Below are 18,699 nucleotides of genomic sequence, written 5' to 3' on the forward strand. Positions count from 1 at the left end.
ATAATGTTATAGTATATATTAAATTTTAAAATTTAAAAATAACATATACTTTTTAGCGTGGAAAGATTAAAAAATGAGAATTTAATCCCAAAAAGAGTTTTATTTGATGAAAAAACATTAAAAATGATAGAAATGATGATTCCTAGCTATAAAGATGAAATTTCTAATGCAAATAAAGAAAATGAGAAAATTAATCAAATGATTAAACTTGCCATAGAAAAAAATGTTCAAAAATGACTTTTTGAATAAAATAAATAATTTTTAATTAGGTTTTTTATGAACAATGTGTTATTGCACAGAATAACTGAAAAAGGAAATGTTCGTTATTATAGCATAGAGATTGTTGTTGCTCTTTTTGAGGAGTATATAGTTGAGAGAGTTTATGCAAACATAAGATTTAAATCTTACACAGACAGGAAAAATAATGTTTTTTCTAGTTTTAATGAGGTGCAAATCTTTTTTGAAAGACTTAAAAAAACAAAAGATGAGAAAATGATATGCTTGAACTATATTATATTTTTACTCAAAAAAATAAGAAAAACATTGATAAAATAGGCTTTTGAGATAAGTCTATTTTATCATATAAACAATTAATCAAGTAGCTAAAACTATCCCAAGTATAGAATATATTCTGCAATCATTCTATCATACAAATACTTAATAAGAGGCTAAAATAAATTATTCATTTAAAAATGCTATAATTAAAATGTATTAAGTATGGCTACTCTTTCGGTTATAGGAAGGGGCATCATGAGTAAGATCATTAAGTTTTTAGTTCTTATTTTAGGATTAATTAACGGGATAATCAAACTCGTTGATTATCTCATCTAAATAATCGAAATTATTATAGAATAACTATACTTAGTTTAAATTTATTACAGATAAAAGAGGAGTGTAAATGAGTGATACTATTATTTTAGGTATTTTATTAGAAAAATATAATAATTATAAAAAAGTTGGAAATTGTATTAAGCTTTACTATCCATATAATGGTGTAAAAGTGAATTTATATTTTGATGGCTATGATAAAAATTATCCTTCAGCTTTTATAATATTAGTAGCGAATAAATCCTACTATATTACTTCTTTTAATGTGGATAATTTTGATGAAAAAAACCAATATTTGGACAAAATTCCAGATCCTATACTTAATCTTATTAAAGATGAGGATAACAAACTAACTTCATTTTACAATGAGATGAGAAAGCGTATCAAAGAAGATGATTTTCAAGACACTAGCTATAGCAAAGACATAGTGTTTAATAACACTATGCAATATAATAAAAATAAAAAAAATGGTAATCCATTTTTTCATCATGTTAGAGCGGTGAAAATGACATCTGAACATTTTAAAAAATTATTTTATAGCATGAACATCTCAAAAGAAAAACTTATGAAAATTCAACGAGCGGGATTTACCATTGTAACCACAAATGATCTTGATAAAAGAAAAGATTTTCATGGGGAATTAAGTAATAAAGGAATTTTAATAGATTAAAACAAATATTGTTAAGTGTTTCAAATGAATATAAAGGAAATGATAGTGTCAATTTCTTGTTTGCAAACTAAAAGTTTTCTCACTCAAGAGCAACAAGCTGTGGTTGATTTTAATATTGATGATATATTAATAGTGAATGCTTATCCAGGCACAAGAAAAACTTCAACTCTAGTGCAATTTCACGGAGCGAGAAAAGATTTTAAAATTTTATATCTATCTTATAACTCTTCTATGAGAAAAGAAGCTGAAGTAAAATTCAAACATTTAAAAAATGTAGAAGTCAAAACCATGCGCTCTCTTGCTTATGTGGAGTTAGAGGTTCAAAAAAAATATAAAGAGCGATTAGAAAGCTTAAGAGCTATAGATTTATTTTCTTTTGTGGAAGATTTAAAAGAAGATATTAGAAGTTTTTATGCAACTGCTATTTTAAAAACTATTCGATATTTTTGTAATACCAATCTTGAATTCAAAAGCTTTTTAGCAGAAATTTCAAAAGATCCTTCTAAAGAAGATGGAAGTTTTAAAGAACAAGCTGCTTATTATTCTGTTGATGAAGTTGCAAAAATGCACTCTGTAACTCACATAATAGTTTGCTTATGGATTGTAAGAGGAATTCTAAAAGGTGTGAAATTAGGCAAAGGATTCTATATGTCAAGGGAAGCTATTCTTGATTTTCAAAAAACTGATGGTTTGACATAAATTAAGGAGGGAAAAAATGAGTAGCATAATAAAAGACAGTCATGTTGAAATGAGAGGTTTTTTGTTTAATGAATATAAAAAAATGACTTTCAGTAGAAAAGAATGTGCCGAAATTCTTGGTGTATCTTTGCAAACTTTAGATAGATTGACAAAAAATAAAAAAATAGAATCAATGAATATAACTCATCTTGTATCATTCTCTATTGAAGAAATAGCTAAAATTCTCTCAGGAGTTAAGCCAATAAAATGAATTACCACCTACTAAAGCAGTTGGGATTTCTGCTTAAAAATTTAACGAATATTGCTTTTTTAAAAGTATGTATTAAAGTATGTTTTTTGGATATTTTAATCATAAATCACAATCCTCTTGGGCGCGCCACTTTTAAAGCTATCTTAAAAATAAAGAACACTTATGAATTTAGAACAAATCCTTAAAAAAGCACAAAACACACGCATAATCGTAGCGAGCAAATACGGCTCCGCTGAACTTATAAATGAACTTTTTAAACTTAGTTTTTGTGAATTTGGAGAAAATCAAGTTCAAGCCCTAGCCAGCAAAAAAGAGGTTTTAAAAGAAAATTTAGCTATTAAATGGCATTTTATCGGCACATTACAAAGCAATAAAATCAATCTTTTGCTTAAACAATGCCCTATTTTATGGCAATCTTGCAATAGCCTAAAACTTGCTAAAGCCGTAAATCAAAGACTAGATTATGAGCTTGAAACCTTACTTGAAATTAATAGTGCTAATGAAAACAGCAAAAGTGGGCTTGAGCTTCAAAAAGCCATTGATGAATACCTTCAAATTCAAGATGAATGCCCTAAAATAAAGCTTTGTGGAGTGATGAGCATAGGAGCAAACACAGACAATCAAAAAGAAATCATCAAAAGCTTTGAAGCAACTTATAAAATCTATGAAGCCCTACAAAAATACGGAGCAAAAATTTGCTCTATGGGTATGAGTAATGACTTTGAACTCGCCATTAAATGTGGCTCGAATATGCTACGTTTGGGAAGTGTATTATTTAAAGCTTTAAAAGCTGTATAAGAATTTAAAAATAAAAAAGATTCTCTTAGCTTTTACAAGTAAGAAAATCTAAAATGTTTATTGCAAAAGACTAGCTACTTTGCTTTGAAGTATATCATTTTGATGAGCCATCATAAATGAAGCTGAATTAGTTTTCAAAAACTCTGCATTAAAATCAGTAATATTTTTCGCCAAATCGTCATTGAGTAAATTTCCTTCAGCGGCTTTTGTATTGATACTATTTTCTACACTTGCACTGATATTTGAAGTGATAGCATTAATGCCAGCACCGATATCTGCACGCAAAGAAGCAACTTGCTGACTGAACGAATCTATACTACTTTGATCTGTGAGGCTAAGATTTCCTGTGCTAAGAGGATTTAAATTTGTTGTTTCAACCCCGCTTCCCACCACAAAATCCATAGTTTGAAATACATTTTTTCCATTAAATTGAGCATTATTAAAAGCATCATTAATCGAAGAAATAAGCTCTGTAGCTCTAACATCGAGCATATTTTTTTGCTGATCATTAAGCACGGCACTATTTCTTTGCACAGCAAGCTGACTAAGTTCATCAGTTGTTTTTGTGATCTGGCTTAAACTCGCATCAGCAATCTGCAAAACACCTACAGCATCATAAGCATTTGCAACGCCTTGATCTATAGTGCTAGCTTGCGATCTTAAAGAATCAGCTATAGCCAAATCAGCCGTATCTATACCACTGATCGCACGAATAGCTGCTATGTTACCCAATGCTTTTTCAGAGGCTTTTTGAGCATTGTTAAGATAGTTGTTTTGCTGTAAGCTCGCTGGATTGTTATTGATCGTCATATTATCCCCCTTCAACCTTGTTTTTAGGTAAATTTATCGATTATACCCTACTTTTGCTGACTTGTAACTTAAAAAGAATAAAGCTACTTGCAAAATCAAGATAATTTTTACAAGCCATTCACTTTGCGTGTGTTTGGTTTTAAATTCCTCGCTTGCTAAAGCTTCTAAACCTGCTTTTCCTTCTATAATCAAGCTTTGAGTTTCAAGCATTGGCAAAGTATAATAAAACACAAAAAGCAAAGATAGTGCCAAGATCGCAACGGCAAGCAAAATTTTTATAATTTTTAAACTAGGTTCTGCAAAAAATATCTCATAAATGGTGTTTATAAGGGCTATGCTAATGAGTACATAACCAAATTTTAAAAAAATCTGTCCCATAATCAGCCCGCTACCAAATACATCTGTAATCGCTTCGCCTCCTAAGCCTGTAGGTGGATAAAATACACTCACAGCCACAGCTATGCCAAGAAAAAGCCCTATACCGATGATAGAACCAAGTAGCAAAAGATTAATCGCCTTCATTTTTTTGTCCTTTAAAAAATAATTTTTATTTTTTAAAGGATTATAGCAGAAAGAATATTAGTTTAATAATAATTTTTGTTTTTTGTTTGTTGAATTTTAAAATTTTAAGGAAAGGTATGAGTTTATCTATATAGTCTCAACTACATGGGCTAAAAACGCACGATCAAAACCAGCAAAATCCTTGAAAAATTCAGCCTTAAAGCCATTTTTATGTAAAATTTTATGTAAAATTTCTTTTTGATCGTATCCAAACTCACAAGCCAAAGCTTTTGCCTTATTTTTTCTGGCAAAAACAATAAGCTCTTCAAGAAATTCATAGCCTTTCACTCCACCAAATAAAGCTTCCTTAGGCTCATTTTGCACCCAAATATCAAGCTTGTAATCATTTTGAATATAAGGTGGATTTGAGATGATAAAATCAACTTCGCCTTCAAAGTTTCTAAAATCACAAAGCTTAAAATCTATCAAATGCTCTACTTCGTGTCTTAAGGCATTTTCTTTAGCAAGTTTTAAGGCAAGCTTGCTAATATCACAAGCTTTGATTTTAAGTCCTAATTTTAAGGCTAAAATTATACTTAAAATCCCGCTTCCAAAGCCTATTTCTAAGATATTTGTATATTTTTTTTGACTAAGTTCTTTTAAAGCAAGCCCAAGTAAAATTTCAGTATCAAAACGAGGGACCAAAACGCCTTTTTGCACCTTAAACTCAAGTCCATAAAACTGAGCTTTTTCAAAAATATACTCAAAAGGTTCACCCTTAGAAAAACGCTCTATAAGCTTAAAATAAGGCTTTTCATCAAAGTCAAAGTCTGCATTTAAAACCACAAACGCCCTATCTTTTTGCAAATACTCACAAAGTATAAAAAGGGCTTCTTCTTTGTGTGTCTTTAAGTTTTTTTTGGCAAGATTTAGAGCAGTTTTAAGCTTCAAGATAGGGCTTTTATGCGTTTGTCTATACTTGGGTGAGAAAGATGAAAAAATTCATAAATTTTACTTGTCTTTACAAAGGCTTTGTTTTCCTTAGCAAGCGCAAATAAAGCATTTTTCATATCTTCCTTAGAAGTCATTAAAGCTCCATGTTTATCAGCATTAAATTCATTTTTTCGGCTTAATAAATTCACCAAAGGCGAAAAAATGAGTGAAAAAACCTCACTAAAAATGATAAACAAAGCAAAAACGCCAGCATTTACACCTTGCAAATCACTTTGAATATAAAAAAACTCAGGCAAATGTGCAAAAACAAAAAATAAAACAAAGAACATTAAAGCCGAGCTAAACAAGCCTTTAACCAAGTCTTTATGCACAAAATGTCCAAGCTCATGTCCTAAAACAGCTAAAAGCTGGTTTTCATTTAAAGCCTTTAAAAGCGTATCAAAAAGCACCACTCTTTTACTCTTAAAAAGCCCTCCAAAATAAGCATTAAGCCTCTTATCTCTCTTGCTTGCATCCATCACAAATACACCTTTTGCACTAAAACCACATTTTTGCATAAGTGTGTCTATTTTAGCAAGTAGCGAGCTATCCTCAAGCGGAGTCATTTTGTTAAACAAAGGAGCGATAAGAGTTGGATAAAGCAAGTTGATAAATAAAATCACCACAAAAGAAAGTGCAAAAGCCCACACCCACCAAAACTGCCCCAAAAACTCATAACAAAATACCAAAGCATACAAAAGCAAAAAGCCAAAAACAGCAAGCAAAATAAAGTTTTTGAGTGTATCTTTGATGAAAAGTGTAGCGTTCATATTTGAAAAACCTTGTTTTTTGTTTTTTACAAAATCCTCATATACGCTTAAAGGGAGGCTTGCAAGTGTATTTATAAATAAAAATGCCAGCAAAAACAAAGTATTTTCAAGCACCGAATTTTGACTAATTAAAACATTTTTAAGCCAAAAAAAGCCAAAAAAAAGCCAAAAAAGATATAAGATTAAAGTATAAATGTGAGAAAAAATCTTAAATTTTTCATTTTCAATGCCAATTTGTGCAGCCTCTTTGTAAGTTTTTTCATCTAAAATGATGGCTTGTTTATCTTTTTCTTGCTTTAAAAAGCGAATTTGAGTATAAGAAATGCCTACAAAGGCTAAGGTATAAATGCATAAAATTAAAGCTAAAATCATTTATATTTCCTTTCATTTAAAAAACAAGAACTACGATCAAATAGCAAATTTGTAAAATAATCCAAAAATACTACGTAATATTTTATAATCTGTTTTCTATATCTTTAAAGCAAGTTCAAATTTAAGCTTGCTTTATTTCCAGCCTTCTATGTAATTTTTAAGTTTTCTACCTACTTTTGGGTGTTTAAGCTTTTTAATAGCTGAACTTTCGATCTGACGCACCCTTTCTCGTGTTACATTAAGCTCTTTTCCAATCTCTTCAAGCGTTCTATCACTTTCATCATCCATAAGCCCAAAACGCATTTTAATCACTGCTCTTTCTCTGTCATTGAGCTGATCTAAAACTTCATCAATTTGCTCTTTTAAGTCATTTTTAAGTATATGATCCATAGGTGAAAGCGAAGCTCTATCTTCTACAAAATCCCCAAATTTACCATCATCTTCATTACCAATAGGCGCTTCAAGGCTGATTGGTTCTTTGGTAATTTTTATGACTTGTTTTACCTTATCCACGCTTAAATTCACTTCCTTGGCAATAAAGCTTACATCAGGTTCTTTGCCCTCTTTTTGCAGATATTCACGCACAATTTTGTTGATTTGATTGATGGTTTCTATCATATGAATAGGAATCCGAATAGTGCGAGCTTGATCTGCAATTGCACGCGATATAGCTTGGCGAATCCACCAAGTCGCATAAGTTGAAAATTTGTAGCCTCTTTTATACTCAAATTTATCCACAGCTTTCATAAGTCCTATATTGCCTTCTTGAATGAGATCTAAAAAAGGCAAACCTCTATTTGTATAACGTTTAGCTATGCTCACAACAAGGCGTAAATTTGACTTTGCCATTCTGCCTTTGGCTTCATCTGAGATCGTTTTTCCTCTTTTGATCTGCTCTAAAATTTCTTTGAGTTGTTCTTTTTCAAGATCAAAGCTTTTTTTACTCGCTTCTTTGGTTTGAAAAAGCTTTTTAATTTCCATATAAGTGCTTACCATAGTCGTTTCAAGCACCATTTCTGAAATTTCTTCTTTACCAAGTTTGGTGATATTTTTCAAGATATTTGCGTGCGTATTTTTAAGCTCATCTGAAAACATAGGTAAGCGGTATTCTAAACGTTTAAGCTCTTTATCAAATTCCTCATCGCTTTTAAGAGCTGTTTCTATGGACTTTACGATCTCACTAATAAGCTTAGAAGTTGGTCCTAAATCCATAAGTTTTTCTTTTAAAATATTTTTCTTAAAAGCTATGCTAAGCTTGTTTAAAAGCTCATTTCCTTCGACTTCTTTGAAATTTTGAGCTGTTTTAAGCCACTCTTTTTTGGCTTTTTCAAGAGCTTTGAATTTCTCTATCACTTTTAAAGTGCGTTCATCTTCTTTTTTAGTAACGATTTTTTTAAGTTTTTTAAGCTTTTCTATATTTTGCTCTTCATTTTCCTCATCAAATTCTTCTTCAAGCTCCTCAAGTTCTTCTAATTCTTCGGGTTTTTCATCATCTTTTTCTTCATCATCAAAGCTTTTGAAAAGCTCTTTAACACGTCTTTCTCTGTTGATTAAAGGTTCTTTATAATCAAGTATAAAATCTATCAAATAAGGCACAGAACAAAAAGCATCGATAATAATATCTTCTCCAAGCTCTATTTTTTTTGAAATTTCAACTTCTTCATCTTTGTTAAGCAAATCAATCTGCCCCATCTCGCGTAAATACATACGCACAGGCGAATCAGAACGACTCCATTCTAAAAGCTCACTTTCATTAGCCAAATCAAAGTCATTTTCCAAACCCACGCCTTGAAGCTTTTGTTTTTCTTCTTCTCTTTGTTTTGCTTCGGCTATATTTTTCATCTTAGCAATCTCTGCTGATGAATAAATACTGACTTTATATTTTTTACATAAAGCTAGGATTTTTTTAGCAGTATTAATACCTGGTTGTTTTGGCATAAATTTAACTAATTTTTCATAAGTTGCGTAACTAGTGTGTTTGAGATAATTTTCGAGTTCTTTTTCAGTTTTTGCTGCGTTTGACATGTTTTGACTTTCCCTTTTTTAGAAGCAGTTTTGAATTTGTTATTATAGCTTAGTTTGTTTAATTTTAACTAAATAACATCTTATTTTTTGTTTTCCTATTTTTTTGATTTGTTTCTCAAAAAAGCTATCAAAAGCTTTAAGTTTACAACTTTTACAAAAGTTGGAACACTCTTTGCTTTAAGCTTTAAAAAATTTGATTGAAATGAAGGCAAAACTATGCAAAATGGATATTATCAAGCCACAGGCGGTATGGTTACCCAGTTTAACCGACTTGATGTGATTAGTAATAATCTTGCAAATATCAATACCAGTGGTTATAAAAAAGATGATATTGTGATCGCTGATTTTAAAAGAGTGTTTAGAGAAGTGCAAGATGAACTACCAATCGACAATCACACCTATGATGCGGCTCGTTTTTTAAACTCGACTATAGATAGAGTCCCACAAGTAAGCCAAACTTACACAGACTTTAGCACAGGTTCTTTAAAAAGCACTACCAATCCTTTGGATTTGGCGATGACAAGAGAAGATACCTTTTATCTTGTTAAAACCAATAACGGAGAAATTCGCCTTACAAAAGACGGCAATTTTCAACTTGATGATGAAGGCAATTTAGTCAATAAACAAGGTTATAAAGTGCTTAGTAGCAATTATTTTAACAATCCGGATTTTGATAGTATACAAATTCCACCAAACTCAACATATCTTAGCGTTGATACCAATGGTAACATAGAAGCTGATCAAAATAATATAGCAAGACTTTTTATCGCTCAAGTTGATGATGTAAGAGCCTTAGAAAAAGATGGAGATAATACCTACAAGATAAATGATCTCACGCGTATTAGAGACTTGGAGCAATCAAATTCAGTCAAACAAGGCTTTACTCAAGGTTCAAATGTCAATGCTGTGCTTGAAATGACAGGACTTATCGAAGCTAACAGAATGGTTGAGATGTATCAAAAAGTAATGACTTCTCATATGGACGATCTTAATCAAGACGCTATTAATAAACTTGCAAGCGTTCAGTAGTAAAATAAATTAAAGAAAGGATAAAACAAAATGTTACGATCACTTCACACCGCGGCTACAGGAATGATAGCACAACAAACTCAAATTGATGTTACCTCAAACAATATTGCCAATGTTAATACAGTCGGATTTAAAAAATCAAGAGCTGAATTTTCTGATCTTATGTATCAAGTAATGAAATACGCCGGCACTTCAACTTCAGCTACCACACTTTCGCCTTCTGGTATAGAAGTGGGGCTTGGAGTGCGTCCAAGTGCTGTTACAAAGATATTCTCACCAGGAAGCTACAAATCTACAAGCACGGATAATTTTGATGTAGCTATTCAAGGCAACGGCTTTTTTCAAATTCAGCTTCCAGATGGCACAACAGCTTACACAAGAAACGGACAATTCACAAGAGATAGCGAAGGAAATATCGTCAATGCTGATGGGTATTTTCTCATGCCTCAAATGACAGTTCCAGAAGGAGCAACAAATGTGAGTGTGGCACAAGATGGCACGGTTTCTGTAATGCTTGCTGGCGAAACTGAAGAAACACAAATCGGACAAATCGAACTTGTGAATTTCATCAATCCAGCCGGACTTCACGCACTTGGCGATAATCTCTTTCTTGAAACAGGTTCAAGCGGTGCTCCAGTTACTGGTATAGCAGGACAAAATGGCTTTGGCACAATCAGACATGGCTTTGTTGAATCAAGCAATGTCCAACTTGTCGAGGAAATGACTGATCTCATTACTGGACAAAGGGCTTATGAAGCTGGCTCAAAAGCGATCACAACAAGTGATGAAATGCTTTCTATCGTCAATCAACTCAAACGATAATAACAAAAGCAAGTAAAAGAATTTAAATCTTTGCTTGCTTTAAGATATACTATTAAAGCTTGCAAAGTTAAATTTAAATAAACTTCTTGCAAGCTATTTTCTACTTTATTTTTTGCTCTTTGCTTTTTCAAGCTAGATTTCTTCCGCATTTAAGAAGCTGTTTTAGTGCTGGTGCGTGATCTTTTAGCTGTGGTTTTGCTTACTTTTGGCGGTAAAGCTTTTTCTTGTCTTAATTCTCCAAAACAATGATAACACTTAAGTCCAAAAAGATAAATAACCCACGAAACATAAATCCACACAAAGAAAAAAAGTAGGGTTGAAAAAGAACCATAGATATTAGTATAAGTTTTATTATACACCACATAATACACAAAAAGATTTTTGCTAATATACCAAATGGCTGCACTTGCAAAAGAAGTTAAAGCGAGCATTTTAAGCGTGCCTTTAGCAATAGAGCTTGAAAAAGAGACAAAAAATAAGCCCCAGATGATGAGAAAAGGCAAAATTTCAAAGAAGTTTAAGCCCACCTTAAAATCATCTAAAGTCTTTTGTATATAACTTGAAATATAAAAACTTAATCCCAAGCCCAAAGGCGTGAGTGTGATAAGAGTCCAATACGAGCTAATGCTTTGCCACAAAGTTTTTGGCTCATTTTTTGTGACACGATTAACCACAAAATCATAATTTGAAAAAAACATAAGCGAAGTAATCGCCATTGCGATAAGCCCAACTATACCTAAATTGACGCTATTTTTTAAAAAGGTATCAAGATGAGTAGCGATAAGCTCTTGCTGAGCTGGGATTAAAAAGGTAAAAATCAAGGTTTTAATCCTTTCATAATATGCCTTAAAACTTGGAATTTGGGTAAAAACAGAAAAACACACAAATAAAAGTGGGATCAAAGAAAGCACGGTATAAAAGCTTAAAGCTGCAGAAAAATTAAAAATTTCTTTATCCCTAAAAATCAACACAAAACGCCAAAATTTTTTAAGCATAATTAGCCTTTATAAGCCCATTTTAAAAGGATTTAAGATATTGTTTGGATCAAAGGCTTTTTTGATAGTTTTAAAAAGATTCATTTCAACTTCAGAAAAAGCAAGCTTCATAAAAGATGCTTTTGACAAGCCTATGCCATGCTCGCCACTTAAGGTTCCACCAAGTTTTATTGCAAGTTTAAAAATTTCTGTGATTGCCTCATATCCTCTTTCAACCTGCTTTGCGTCGTTTTTATCCTCAACCATAACATTAGTATGCACATTACCATCGCCTGTATGTCCAAAACAAGGCACTTTTAGCTCATATTTTTGAGAAATTTTGGCTATGCCTTCTAAAAGTTCTGGTAGTTTTGAACGAGGCACAGTAATATCTTCATTAAGCTTTAATGTGCCATAAACATTGATACTTTGCGAGCAATTCCTCCTTGCGAACCAAATATCAGCTGCTTCAGCCTCATCTTTTGCGATCTTAAACTCACTTGCCCCTGCCTTAAAAAACATATCCTTAAGCACGGCTAGATCAGCTTCTACGCTTTCTTTAACATTGCCATCAACATCGGCGATTAAGATAGCTCCAGCTTCTTTTGGTAAGCCTTTGTTAAATTTCATCTCAACAGCTCTTATGCTTAAGTTATCCAAAAACTCCATACTTACAGGGCTTACACCTTGAGCTAGCGTTTGATATACGGCATTCATTGCTGATTTCACACTATCAAAAACACCCATTGCAGTTTGTTTGAATTTTGGTAAAGCCAAAAGTTTTAAAGTGATCTCACTAATCACAGCCAAAGAACCCTCGCTTGCGATTAAAATCCCAGCGACATTGTATCCAGCCACATCTTTAATCGTCCTTTTTCCAGCCCTTATAATATCTCCATTTGGCAAAACAGCTCTTAAAGCCATAACATAATCTTTTGTAATGCCGTATTTTGCAGCTCTCATGCCTCCTGCATTTTCACTGACATTGCCACCTATGCTTGAAAAATCCATACTTGCAGGATCAGGTGGATAAAAAAGATTAAGCTTAGCAAGTTCTTTTTGAAGATTTGAGTTAATCACACCCGGTTGCACTACAGCCACTAAATTTTCAAGATCAATTTCTAAAATTTTATTCATATGTTTTTCAAAGCTTAAGATCACACCACCGCTTGCTGCTAAAGCCCCGCCAGTAAAGCCAGAACCTGCTCCTCTTGGGATAATGATAATTTTATGCTTATTGCAATATTTTAAAATTTCACTAATATCAGCTTCATTTCTTGGAAAAAGCACGCCATCAGGTAAATAGTGCTTTCTTGTAGCATCATAGCTATACGCTCTTTTATGCATCTCGTCAAAATACGCATTTTCAGTGCCTAAAAGCTTTTCAAAAAAAGCCTTATGCTCACTTGCTAGAGGAATTTGTGAGTGTGGTGTAATATTCATAATAATCCCTTACTTCTCTTTCAAAGAAATTAAAAAAGTTTTTTTTGTAATTACTTACCCTTGAATAAAAAGGCTTTTGAGGAGCTAAAGAATGTGTAGCAAAGTCTTGCTTAAACAACAAAGTAAAACTCGCACAATCCACAAAAGCAAGCTCGTTTTCAAGAGCAAAAATCACTAAGCCAAGTGCATTACTTGAACAAAAAGCTTGAAAATTTTCTTGTTTAGGACTAAGCCTAAAATCCTTAATCATCATCGCACCAAAAACATCAGGATGGATAAAATAAAAATTTCTTAAACTCTGTGTAATATGTGTGTAATTTTCCTCATCTGGGGCTATAAGCAAAGCTCTATCATATAAAAAATTAACAATTACTTCATCGCCAACCTCAGGCACGACATCAAGCACAGGCAAAGCCTTTTGCTCTAAATTTGTAAAGGCTTCAAGTTTAAGTTTGGCTAAACCTTCTCTTTTTTCGACAACACTTGCCCTTGCGATGATAGATTTTACACTTTTAAAATGCTTGATTATCACTGCGTTTGCATTTAAAATAATTTTTTCATTATCATTAATATAAATGAAATTATCCTCGATCTTAGCGATATTTGAATGCAAAGGAGCAAAATCAAAAGCATATAAAGATATATGTATAAAAAAACAACACAAAAGGATTTTTTTAAACAAACTTTTCTCCTTATTTTTTAACAAAGTTTTATTATATTCTTTTTTTCTTACAAAATTGTAAGAAAAATAAAGTAAAATACTTTTTCTTATTTTGAAAATAAAGTATGAATGAAGGTTTGATTTGATGAAAAAACTACTTGTGCTGTGTATTTTTTGCTTGCAAGTTTTTGCTGTTTCAAGTATAGAAGAAAGAGAATGGGCAAAAAATGAATTCTTTTTAACTTTTTTAGAAAACAATAATCTCCCTCTTTCTTTGTATTGGAATTTAGATCCTCAAGATAGAGAGCTTGCTTCAGAGATCAAAGAAGGCGAAAGGTTTCAAATCCTTTGGGATAACAATACAAACACAATCGAGCAAATTTTAATACCGATCAATGGCTCTGATTTACAACTTCACATCTATAAAAACTTGCAAGGCGAATACACACTGACTTATTCGCCTATCTCTTATGAAACTCAAACACGAATTTTACGACTTAATGTGCAAAATTCAGCCTATCAAGATGTCGAGCAAGCTACAGGCTCAACGCCACTTGCTCGTGCTATGCGAAATGCTTTTGGCGGCAGCATTGATTTTAAGGCTATGCAAAAAGGCGATGAAGTTGTTTTAATCTATGAGCGAAAAGAAAGAATGGGCGAGCGTTTTGGCGATATACTCATCAAAATGGCGAGCGTTGAAGTAAATAAAAAAGCAAGAAAGGTATATTTTTATAAAGATAGCTTTTATGATAGCAATGGCAAGGAAATGGAATCTTTTTTATTGACTTCTCCAGTTAATGCAATAAGGATAAGTTCTTATTTTACAAGAGCGAGGTATCATCCTATCTTAAAGCGGTATAGAGCACACTTAGGGGTTGATTATGCAGCACCTACTGGCACGCCGGTAAGAAGTGCTGGAGCTGGAGTGGTAAGCTTTGTAGGAACAAAAGGAGGCTATGGCAAAACCGTTCAAATTCAGCACAGCTCAGGATACAGCACTCTTTATGCACATTTAAGCCGTTTTGCAGCCATCAAAAAAGGGCAAAAAATCTCTCAAGGACAAACTATCGCTTATGTAGGCTCAACAGGAATGAGCACAGGACCTCATTTACACTTTGGTTTATATCTTAATAACCAAGCCATTAATCCACTCTCAATTGTAAAAATCACCAAATCAGAACTCAAGGGCAAGGATAAGCAAGATTTTCAAAATGTGATACTTAAGTATGAAAAAGAGCTTCAAAGCTTTATTGACAGCAACGGCACCAATCCACCAAAAGAACCACCAAGATTTGAACGATATGTCGAGTTTTAGCAAAAATCACCCTCTTTTTGCTAAAATTGCCTTGCCCGTTTTATTACCTGATCAAATCCAACCTTTCTTTTTAAAGAATACAACAGGCAAAATCACAGAAGCTACCATTAAAGTTACCACTATAGGATAGCCAAAAGTCCAGTTTAATTCCGGCATAAATTTAAAATTCATACCATAAATCGTGCCTATAAGTGTTGCTGGCATCATTGCCACCGTTGCAACCGTGAAAAGTTTGATCGTTTTGTTTTGTTCTATATTGATTTGATTAGCAAAGATAGTTTGGATATTATCAAGAATATTCAGCTGAGAAACATCAAATTCTACAAGTGAATTTAAGTCTTTAAGCACTATGGTTAAATTTTGCTTAATGTCCTTATCAATCTTATCGCTTTTTATCAAAGAAGTCATTGCCCTTCTTTTATCAAAAAGCGAATCTCTCACACGCATATTCAACTCTTGCAAATTTGAGATGGATTTTAAAATCCTATCATACACAAGCTCATTTTTTCGCTCTAATACTTCTATCCTTAGCTTTCTTGCTTCTCTGTCTATCCATTCTAAAATATCAGCGTCCTTTTCTACACGCACTTCAAACATCTTATCAATAACATCAAAGCCATCTTCAAAATTCTTTGGACTTGCTAAAATTCTTGCTTCAATCTCTTCAAAAATCGCAAATTCTTTATATCTTAAAGTAAATAAGATATTTTGAGAGAGCAAAAAGGTTAGAGTTTCATTTGTTAAAGAAAGCTCGTCCATACTCGTGCGGATAAGAAAGTGAGTATTAATCGTAATGCTGGTGTTATCTTCCCAATATCTCGCACTTAGTTCGATCTCTTCTCGCTCTTCTTGAGTTGGAATTTCAAGATTATATAATTTTGAGACAAAATTAATTTCCTCAGCACTCGGATGCAACAAATCAAGCCACAAGATATTTTCAGGCAAAACATTTGTTTGCATATCAAAACGAAGCTTTTGGACAAGTTTATTGTTTGTTTTTGTGTAAATACTTAACACCTTACTCTCCTTTGGCTTTTTTTTCTTTATCGATATAAAGAGCAGCTAAAAAAGCAATCAAAATGACATGGGGCAAGCTTATTAAGACAGCTCTTACTAACTCGCCCGCAAAGGCTCTGTGGATACAAAATTGATTGATAATAAGCACAACAAAAAAGCATTTGCAAAAGAGTAATATAAATTTTTTATTACAATACGTTTTCATTTGCTTTCACCTTTTTTATATCATTTATTTTAACTCATTAAGGCTTATTTTAGTTTTAAATTTATACAAGCCTAGTTTGTGCTAGGCTTGATTTATGGCTAAAATAATTTATCCAAAAGCTTGTTAAGTTCTTTTGCACCTTTTTCTTTAACCTTATCATCGATAAATTTATCAGCTGCTGATTTAAGCACGCTTCCTAAATCTATATTTATGCTTGGTTTATCGCTTGTGCCTTTGATCGTGCCTTTAAAGCTTGCTTTATCTACACTTAGGGTAAGGGGGAGGTTTAAAGTGCTTGTTTTGGAATTGATTGTGCCATTATTAATGGCTATGCTTACACGAGGCGATTTCATATTGAGATTTAAGCCAATTTGGTTTGCACTAAGTTTTGCATCTAGCTTTGCTTCACTGAACGAATCCTTTGTCAAATCGCTTTTAGTTAGCGTTGCTATAGTCTTTACTAAGCCTACATTTTTTAATTTACCATTGTTTAAATTTGCATTTGCGTTTCCGCTTGAACTTGCAAGATTATAATCCACATCAACACTTGCTTTTCCTTCATAATAATCAGGCAAATCAAGTCCCTTCATCAAGCTAGAAAAATCAACACTAGCTATATTCGCTTTAAAAGCATTGTTTATAAGGCTAGCATTGAGCTTTCCTTGATAGAGGTTTTCGCTGTTAATATTTGCTTTTATGCTTTTATCAAAGTCTAAATTCCCAGTAAATACAGCCTTTCCACTCAATTTTCTCTCTGCTAAAAAGCCTAGTTTTGAAAAATCATAGGCATTGAGTTTAAAACTTGAGTTTAAGAGCATTTTATTAAGATCAAAAGAGCCTTTAAAACTTTCTAAATTAGCTAAATCACTCTTAAAAACGAGATCAAAGCCAGCTACACTATCTTTAATATCACCTTTTAAATCAAGATTAAATTGAGTATTTGCAGGAAAAGCTTTACCAAGCATAGCACTTAAAGCTTTTGCCCCAAAAGTTCCACTACTTTTTGCCTCATATGAACCATCTAACTTTGTAAAATCAAGAGAGCTTAAATGAGCCTTTGCATCTAAGTTTGCATTTACGTAACTTGGCTGAGCTACTATGGCTAGAACTTTGCTTAGATCAAGCTTATTTATGCTTAGATCAAGACTTTTGCCATTTGAGCTTGCGTTAATAGTGCCTCCAGCTACATTTGCATCAGCTTTTAAGCTTTTAATGACAGAGCCGAGTAAATTCGCACTCGCACTTAAGCTTACACTACCTTGCAAGTTTTGTCCAGCTATGCTTTTAAACTCATTTAAATCATCAATTTTTGCTTCAGTATCTAGGCTTAATTCTTGCGTTTTCATATCATAAAAACCTTGTAATTTTGATACATTAGCTAGGTTTGATTTTAAAGTTGCATTGTAATTAATCTTTGATCCTTCGCCTTTAGCGTTAGCATTAAGATGAAGAAGGCTAAGATTTAAATTTGCAAACTTGATGCCTTTTCCTACGAGTTTGGCTTGAAGCTCTTGAAGCAAACTTGGTGAATTAAGATCAATGCTTGCATTGCCACCAAGATTTAAATTCCCGCTTGCTTTTGAGCCTATGAGCTTTTCAAGTTTGCTTAAATCAGGCACTAAAAGAGTATAATCCGTATCTAAAACACTATTTGCGAGGTTAAAATGCGTTTCATCAGTTTTCAAGCTCATATAAGAAGTTAAAGTCTCGCTTTTTGCGTTAATATCTTGATCTTTTATAAAGATAGTGATGTTTGAGCTTAAATTTGACTGCGGTAAGGAAAGATTAAAATCTCTTTGAAGTAAATCATAGTTGATAGAGTTTGTAGCAAGATTTATGAAGGCATTGCCATCAGGTTTTAAATCTTTTGCTGCTATATCAGCGTTTATATTGATATTCCCTTTGACATAATTTGGTTTTGAAAACAAGCTTAAAAGCTCTTCTATCTTAATACCATTTGCACTCAATTTTAATTCTAAAGGAGAATAGTCAAGCAAGTGTGCATTTAAAGCCACATTTGAGCCAAATAAAGCCCCATTTCCGCTAACATTAAAATCACTTGCCTTGCCTGCTATCTTGCCACCGAAATTAAGATTATCTTTTAAATTCAAGTTCATTTTTTGAGCATAGTTTTTATCAAGACTTAAAAGATAGTCTAAATCAAAGCCTAAGCTAAAAAGACTAAGATTACCCTCTACCTTTAATTGAGCCATATTTGCTATATCAAGAGCAACATCAAGACTTGAAAAACGCAGTTTAAATGTAGATAAATTAGCATCTAAACCACTCAAGGTTTTAATCTTATCCTCAGCATAAGAGGCAACGATTTTATTTCCAAAAGAGGTAAATAAAATCACATACAAAGCTATGAGAATCACAGCCAACACAACCCCTATAATATAGAGAACTTTTTTCATTTTATCCCATCCTTAAAAGTTTTTTATAAATAAACTTTAGTCAATTAAACTAAAGCTTATTGATTTTTTTTATATAAGGTATTGACAAAATTCATTTTTT

At 32.5% G+C, this 18,699-nt stretch carries 18 protein-coding genes; 7 read left to right on the top strand and 11 right to left on the bottom strand.

Annotation, left to right across the window (positions count from 1 at the left end; all coding sequences use genetic code 11):
* Window positions 1–898 precede the first annotated feature (898 nt).
* The 4 genes from DMB91_RS00765 to DMB91_RS00780 all read left to right on the top strand — a co-directional run bounded on the left by DMB91_RS00765 (window position 899) and on the right by DMB91_RS00780 (window position 3,245).
* The gene (locus DMB91_RS00765; RefSeq protein WP_034902704.1) at window positions 899–1,498 is read left to right on the top strand and encodes a hypothetical protein; all 600 of its coding nucleotides are present in this window, start codon (window positions 899–901) and stop codon (window positions 1,496–1,498) included.
* A gap of 45 nt (window positions 1,499–1,543) precedes the next feature.
* Window positions 1,544–2,197, top strand: a complete 654-nt coding sequence (locus tag DMB91_RS00770; protein WP_231549651.1) for a helix-turn-helix domain-containing protein — start codon at window positions 1,544–1,546, stop codon at window positions 2,195–2,197.
* A gap of 16 nt (window positions 2,198–2,213) precedes the next feature.
* Window positions 2,214–2,447, top strand: coding sequence for a hypothetical protein (locus DMB91_RS00775; protein ID WP_034902701.1), 234 nt, complete (start codon window positions 2,214–2,216; stop codon window positions 2,445–2,447).
* Between the two features lie 162 nt (window positions 2,448–2,609).
* A complete protein-coding gene (locus DMB91_RS00780; RefSeq protein ID WP_034902695.1) occupies window positions 2,610–3,245 on the top strand; it encodes a YggS family pyridoxal phosphate-dependent enzyme in 636 nt (211 codons plus the stop codon).
* A gap of 57 nt (window positions 3,246–3,302) precedes the next feature.
* On the opposite strand, the gene DMB91_RS00785 is transcribed toward DMB91_RS00780, so the two are convergent.
* From DMB91_RS00785 to rpoD, 5 genes are all read right to left on the bottom strand, one after another.
* Window positions 3,303–4,055 (bottom strand): flagellin, encoded by a 753-nt coding sequence (locus DMB91_RS00785; RefSeq protein WP_034902692.1) that lies wholly within the window; start codon window positions 4,053–4,055, stop codon window positions 3,303–3,305.
* Between the two features lie 33 nt (window positions 4,056–4,088).
* Window positions 4,089–4,577 carry a hypothetical protein gene (locus DMB91_RS00790; RefSeq protein ID WP_034902689.1) on the bottom strand — a complete coding sequence of 163 codons (489 nt, stop codon included), beginning with the start codon at window positions 4,575–4,577 and terminating at the stop codon, window positions 4,089–4,091.
* A gap of 126 nt (window positions 4,578–4,703) precedes the next feature.
* Window positions 4,704–5,507, bottom strand: a complete 804-nt coding sequence (locus DMB91_RS00795; RefSeq protein ID WP_034902686.1) for a HemK/PrmC family methyltransferase — start codon at window positions 5,505–5,507, stop codon at window positions 4,704–4,706.
* Window positions 5,504–6,691 (bottom strand): M48 family metallopeptidase, encoded by a 1,188-nt coding sequence (locus DMB91_RS00800; protein WP_034902684.1) that lies wholly within the window; start codon window positions 6,689–6,691, stop codon window positions 5,504–5,506. The genes DMB91_RS00795 and DMB91_RS00800 overlap by 4 nt, the downstream gene beginning before the upstream one ends.
* Window positions 6,692–6,823: 132 nt before the next feature.
* Complete coding sequence (gene rpoD / locus DMB91_RS00805; RefSeq protein WP_034902681.1) at window positions 6,824–8,716, bottom strand: RNA polymerase sigma factor RpoD; 1,893 nt, start codon at window positions 8,714–8,716, stop codon at window positions 6,824–6,826.
* A gap of 216 nt (window positions 8,717–8,932) precedes the next feature.
* On the opposite strand from rpoD, the gene DMB91_RS00810 reads away from it, so the two are divergent.
* A complete protein-coding gene (locus DMB91_RS00810) occupies window positions 8,933–9,745 on the top strand; it encodes a flagellar hook-basal body protein (RefSeq protein ID WP_034902678.1) in 813 nt (270 codons plus the stop codon).
* A gap of 30 nt (window positions 9,746–9,775) precedes the next feature.
* Entirely contained in the window at window positions 9,776–10,567 is a 792-nt protein-coding gene (gene flgG / locus DMB91_RS00815) for a flagellar basal-body rod protein FlgG (protein ID WP_034902675.1), read from the top strand.
* 149 nt (window positions 10,568–10,716) lie between these two features.
* Here flgG and DMB91_RS00820 read toward each other — a convergent pair whose 3' ends face one another.
* The 3 genes from DMB91_RS00820 to DMB91_RS00830 are packed head-to-tail and all read right to left on the bottom strand — an operon-like array spanning window position 10,717 to window position 13,666.
* Window positions 10,717–11,562 (bottom strand): YihY/virulence factor BrkB family protein, encoded by an 846-nt coding sequence (locus tag DMB91_RS00820; protein ID WP_081946888.1) that lies wholly within the window; start codon window positions 11,560–11,562, stop codon window positions 10,717–10,719.
* A gap of 9 nt (window positions 11,563–11,571) precedes the next feature.
* Entirely contained in the window at window positions 11,572–12,984 is a 1,413-nt protein-coding gene (locus tag DMB91_RS00825) for an FAD-linked oxidase C-terminal domain-containing protein (RefSeq protein WP_052043134.1), read from the bottom strand.
* Window positions 12,944–13,666 (bottom strand): plasminogen-binding N-terminal domain-containing protein, encoded by a 723-nt coding sequence (locus DMB91_RS00830; RefSeq protein WP_185900246.1) that lies wholly within the window; start codon window positions 13,664–13,666, stop codon window positions 12,944–12,946. The genes DMB91_RS00825 and DMB91_RS00830 overlap by 41 nt, the downstream gene beginning before the upstream one ends.
* A 124-nt stretch (window positions 13,667–13,790) precedes the next feature.
* Here DMB91_RS00830 and DMB91_RS00835 point away from each other — a divergent pair, with 124 nt between their 5' ends.
* Window positions 13,791–14,960, top strand: a complete 1,170-nt coding sequence (locus DMB91_RS00835) for a peptidoglycan DD-metalloendopeptidase family protein (protein ID WP_034902673.1) — start codon at window positions 13,791–13,793, stop codon at window positions 14,958–14,960.
* Between the two features lie 51 nt (window positions 14,961–15,011).
* Here DMB91_RS00835 and corA read toward each other — a convergent pair whose 3' ends face one another.
* From corA to DMB91_RS00850, 3 genes are all read right to left on the bottom strand, one after another.
* The gene (gene corA / locus DMB91_RS00840) at window positions 15,012–15,977 is read right to left on the bottom strand and encodes a magnesium/cobalt transporter CorA (protein WP_034902670.1); all 966 of its coding nucleotides are present in this window, start codon (window positions 15,975–15,977) and stop codon (window positions 15,012–15,014) included.
* A 1-nt stretch (window position 15,978) separates the two neighbouring features.
* Window positions 15,979–16,182, bottom strand: a complete 204-nt coding sequence (locus DMB91_RS00845; RefSeq protein WP_034902667.1) for a hypothetical protein — start codon at window positions 16,180–16,182, stop codon at window positions 15,979–15,981.
* A gap of 98 nt (window positions 16,183–16,280) precedes the next feature.
* Complete coding sequence (locus DMB91_RS00850) at window positions 16,281–18,599, bottom strand: hypothetical protein (protein WP_034902664.1); 2,319 nt, start codon at window positions 18,597–18,599, stop codon at window positions 16,281–16,283.
* Window positions 18,600–18,699: the final 100 nt, after the last annotated feature.

This window comes from Campylobacter sp. MIT 97-5078, assembly GCF_006864455.1.
In the GTDB taxonomy this organism is placed as follows: domain Bacteria; phylum Campylobacterota; class Campylobacteria; order Campylobacterales; family Campylobacteraceae; genus Campylobacter_D.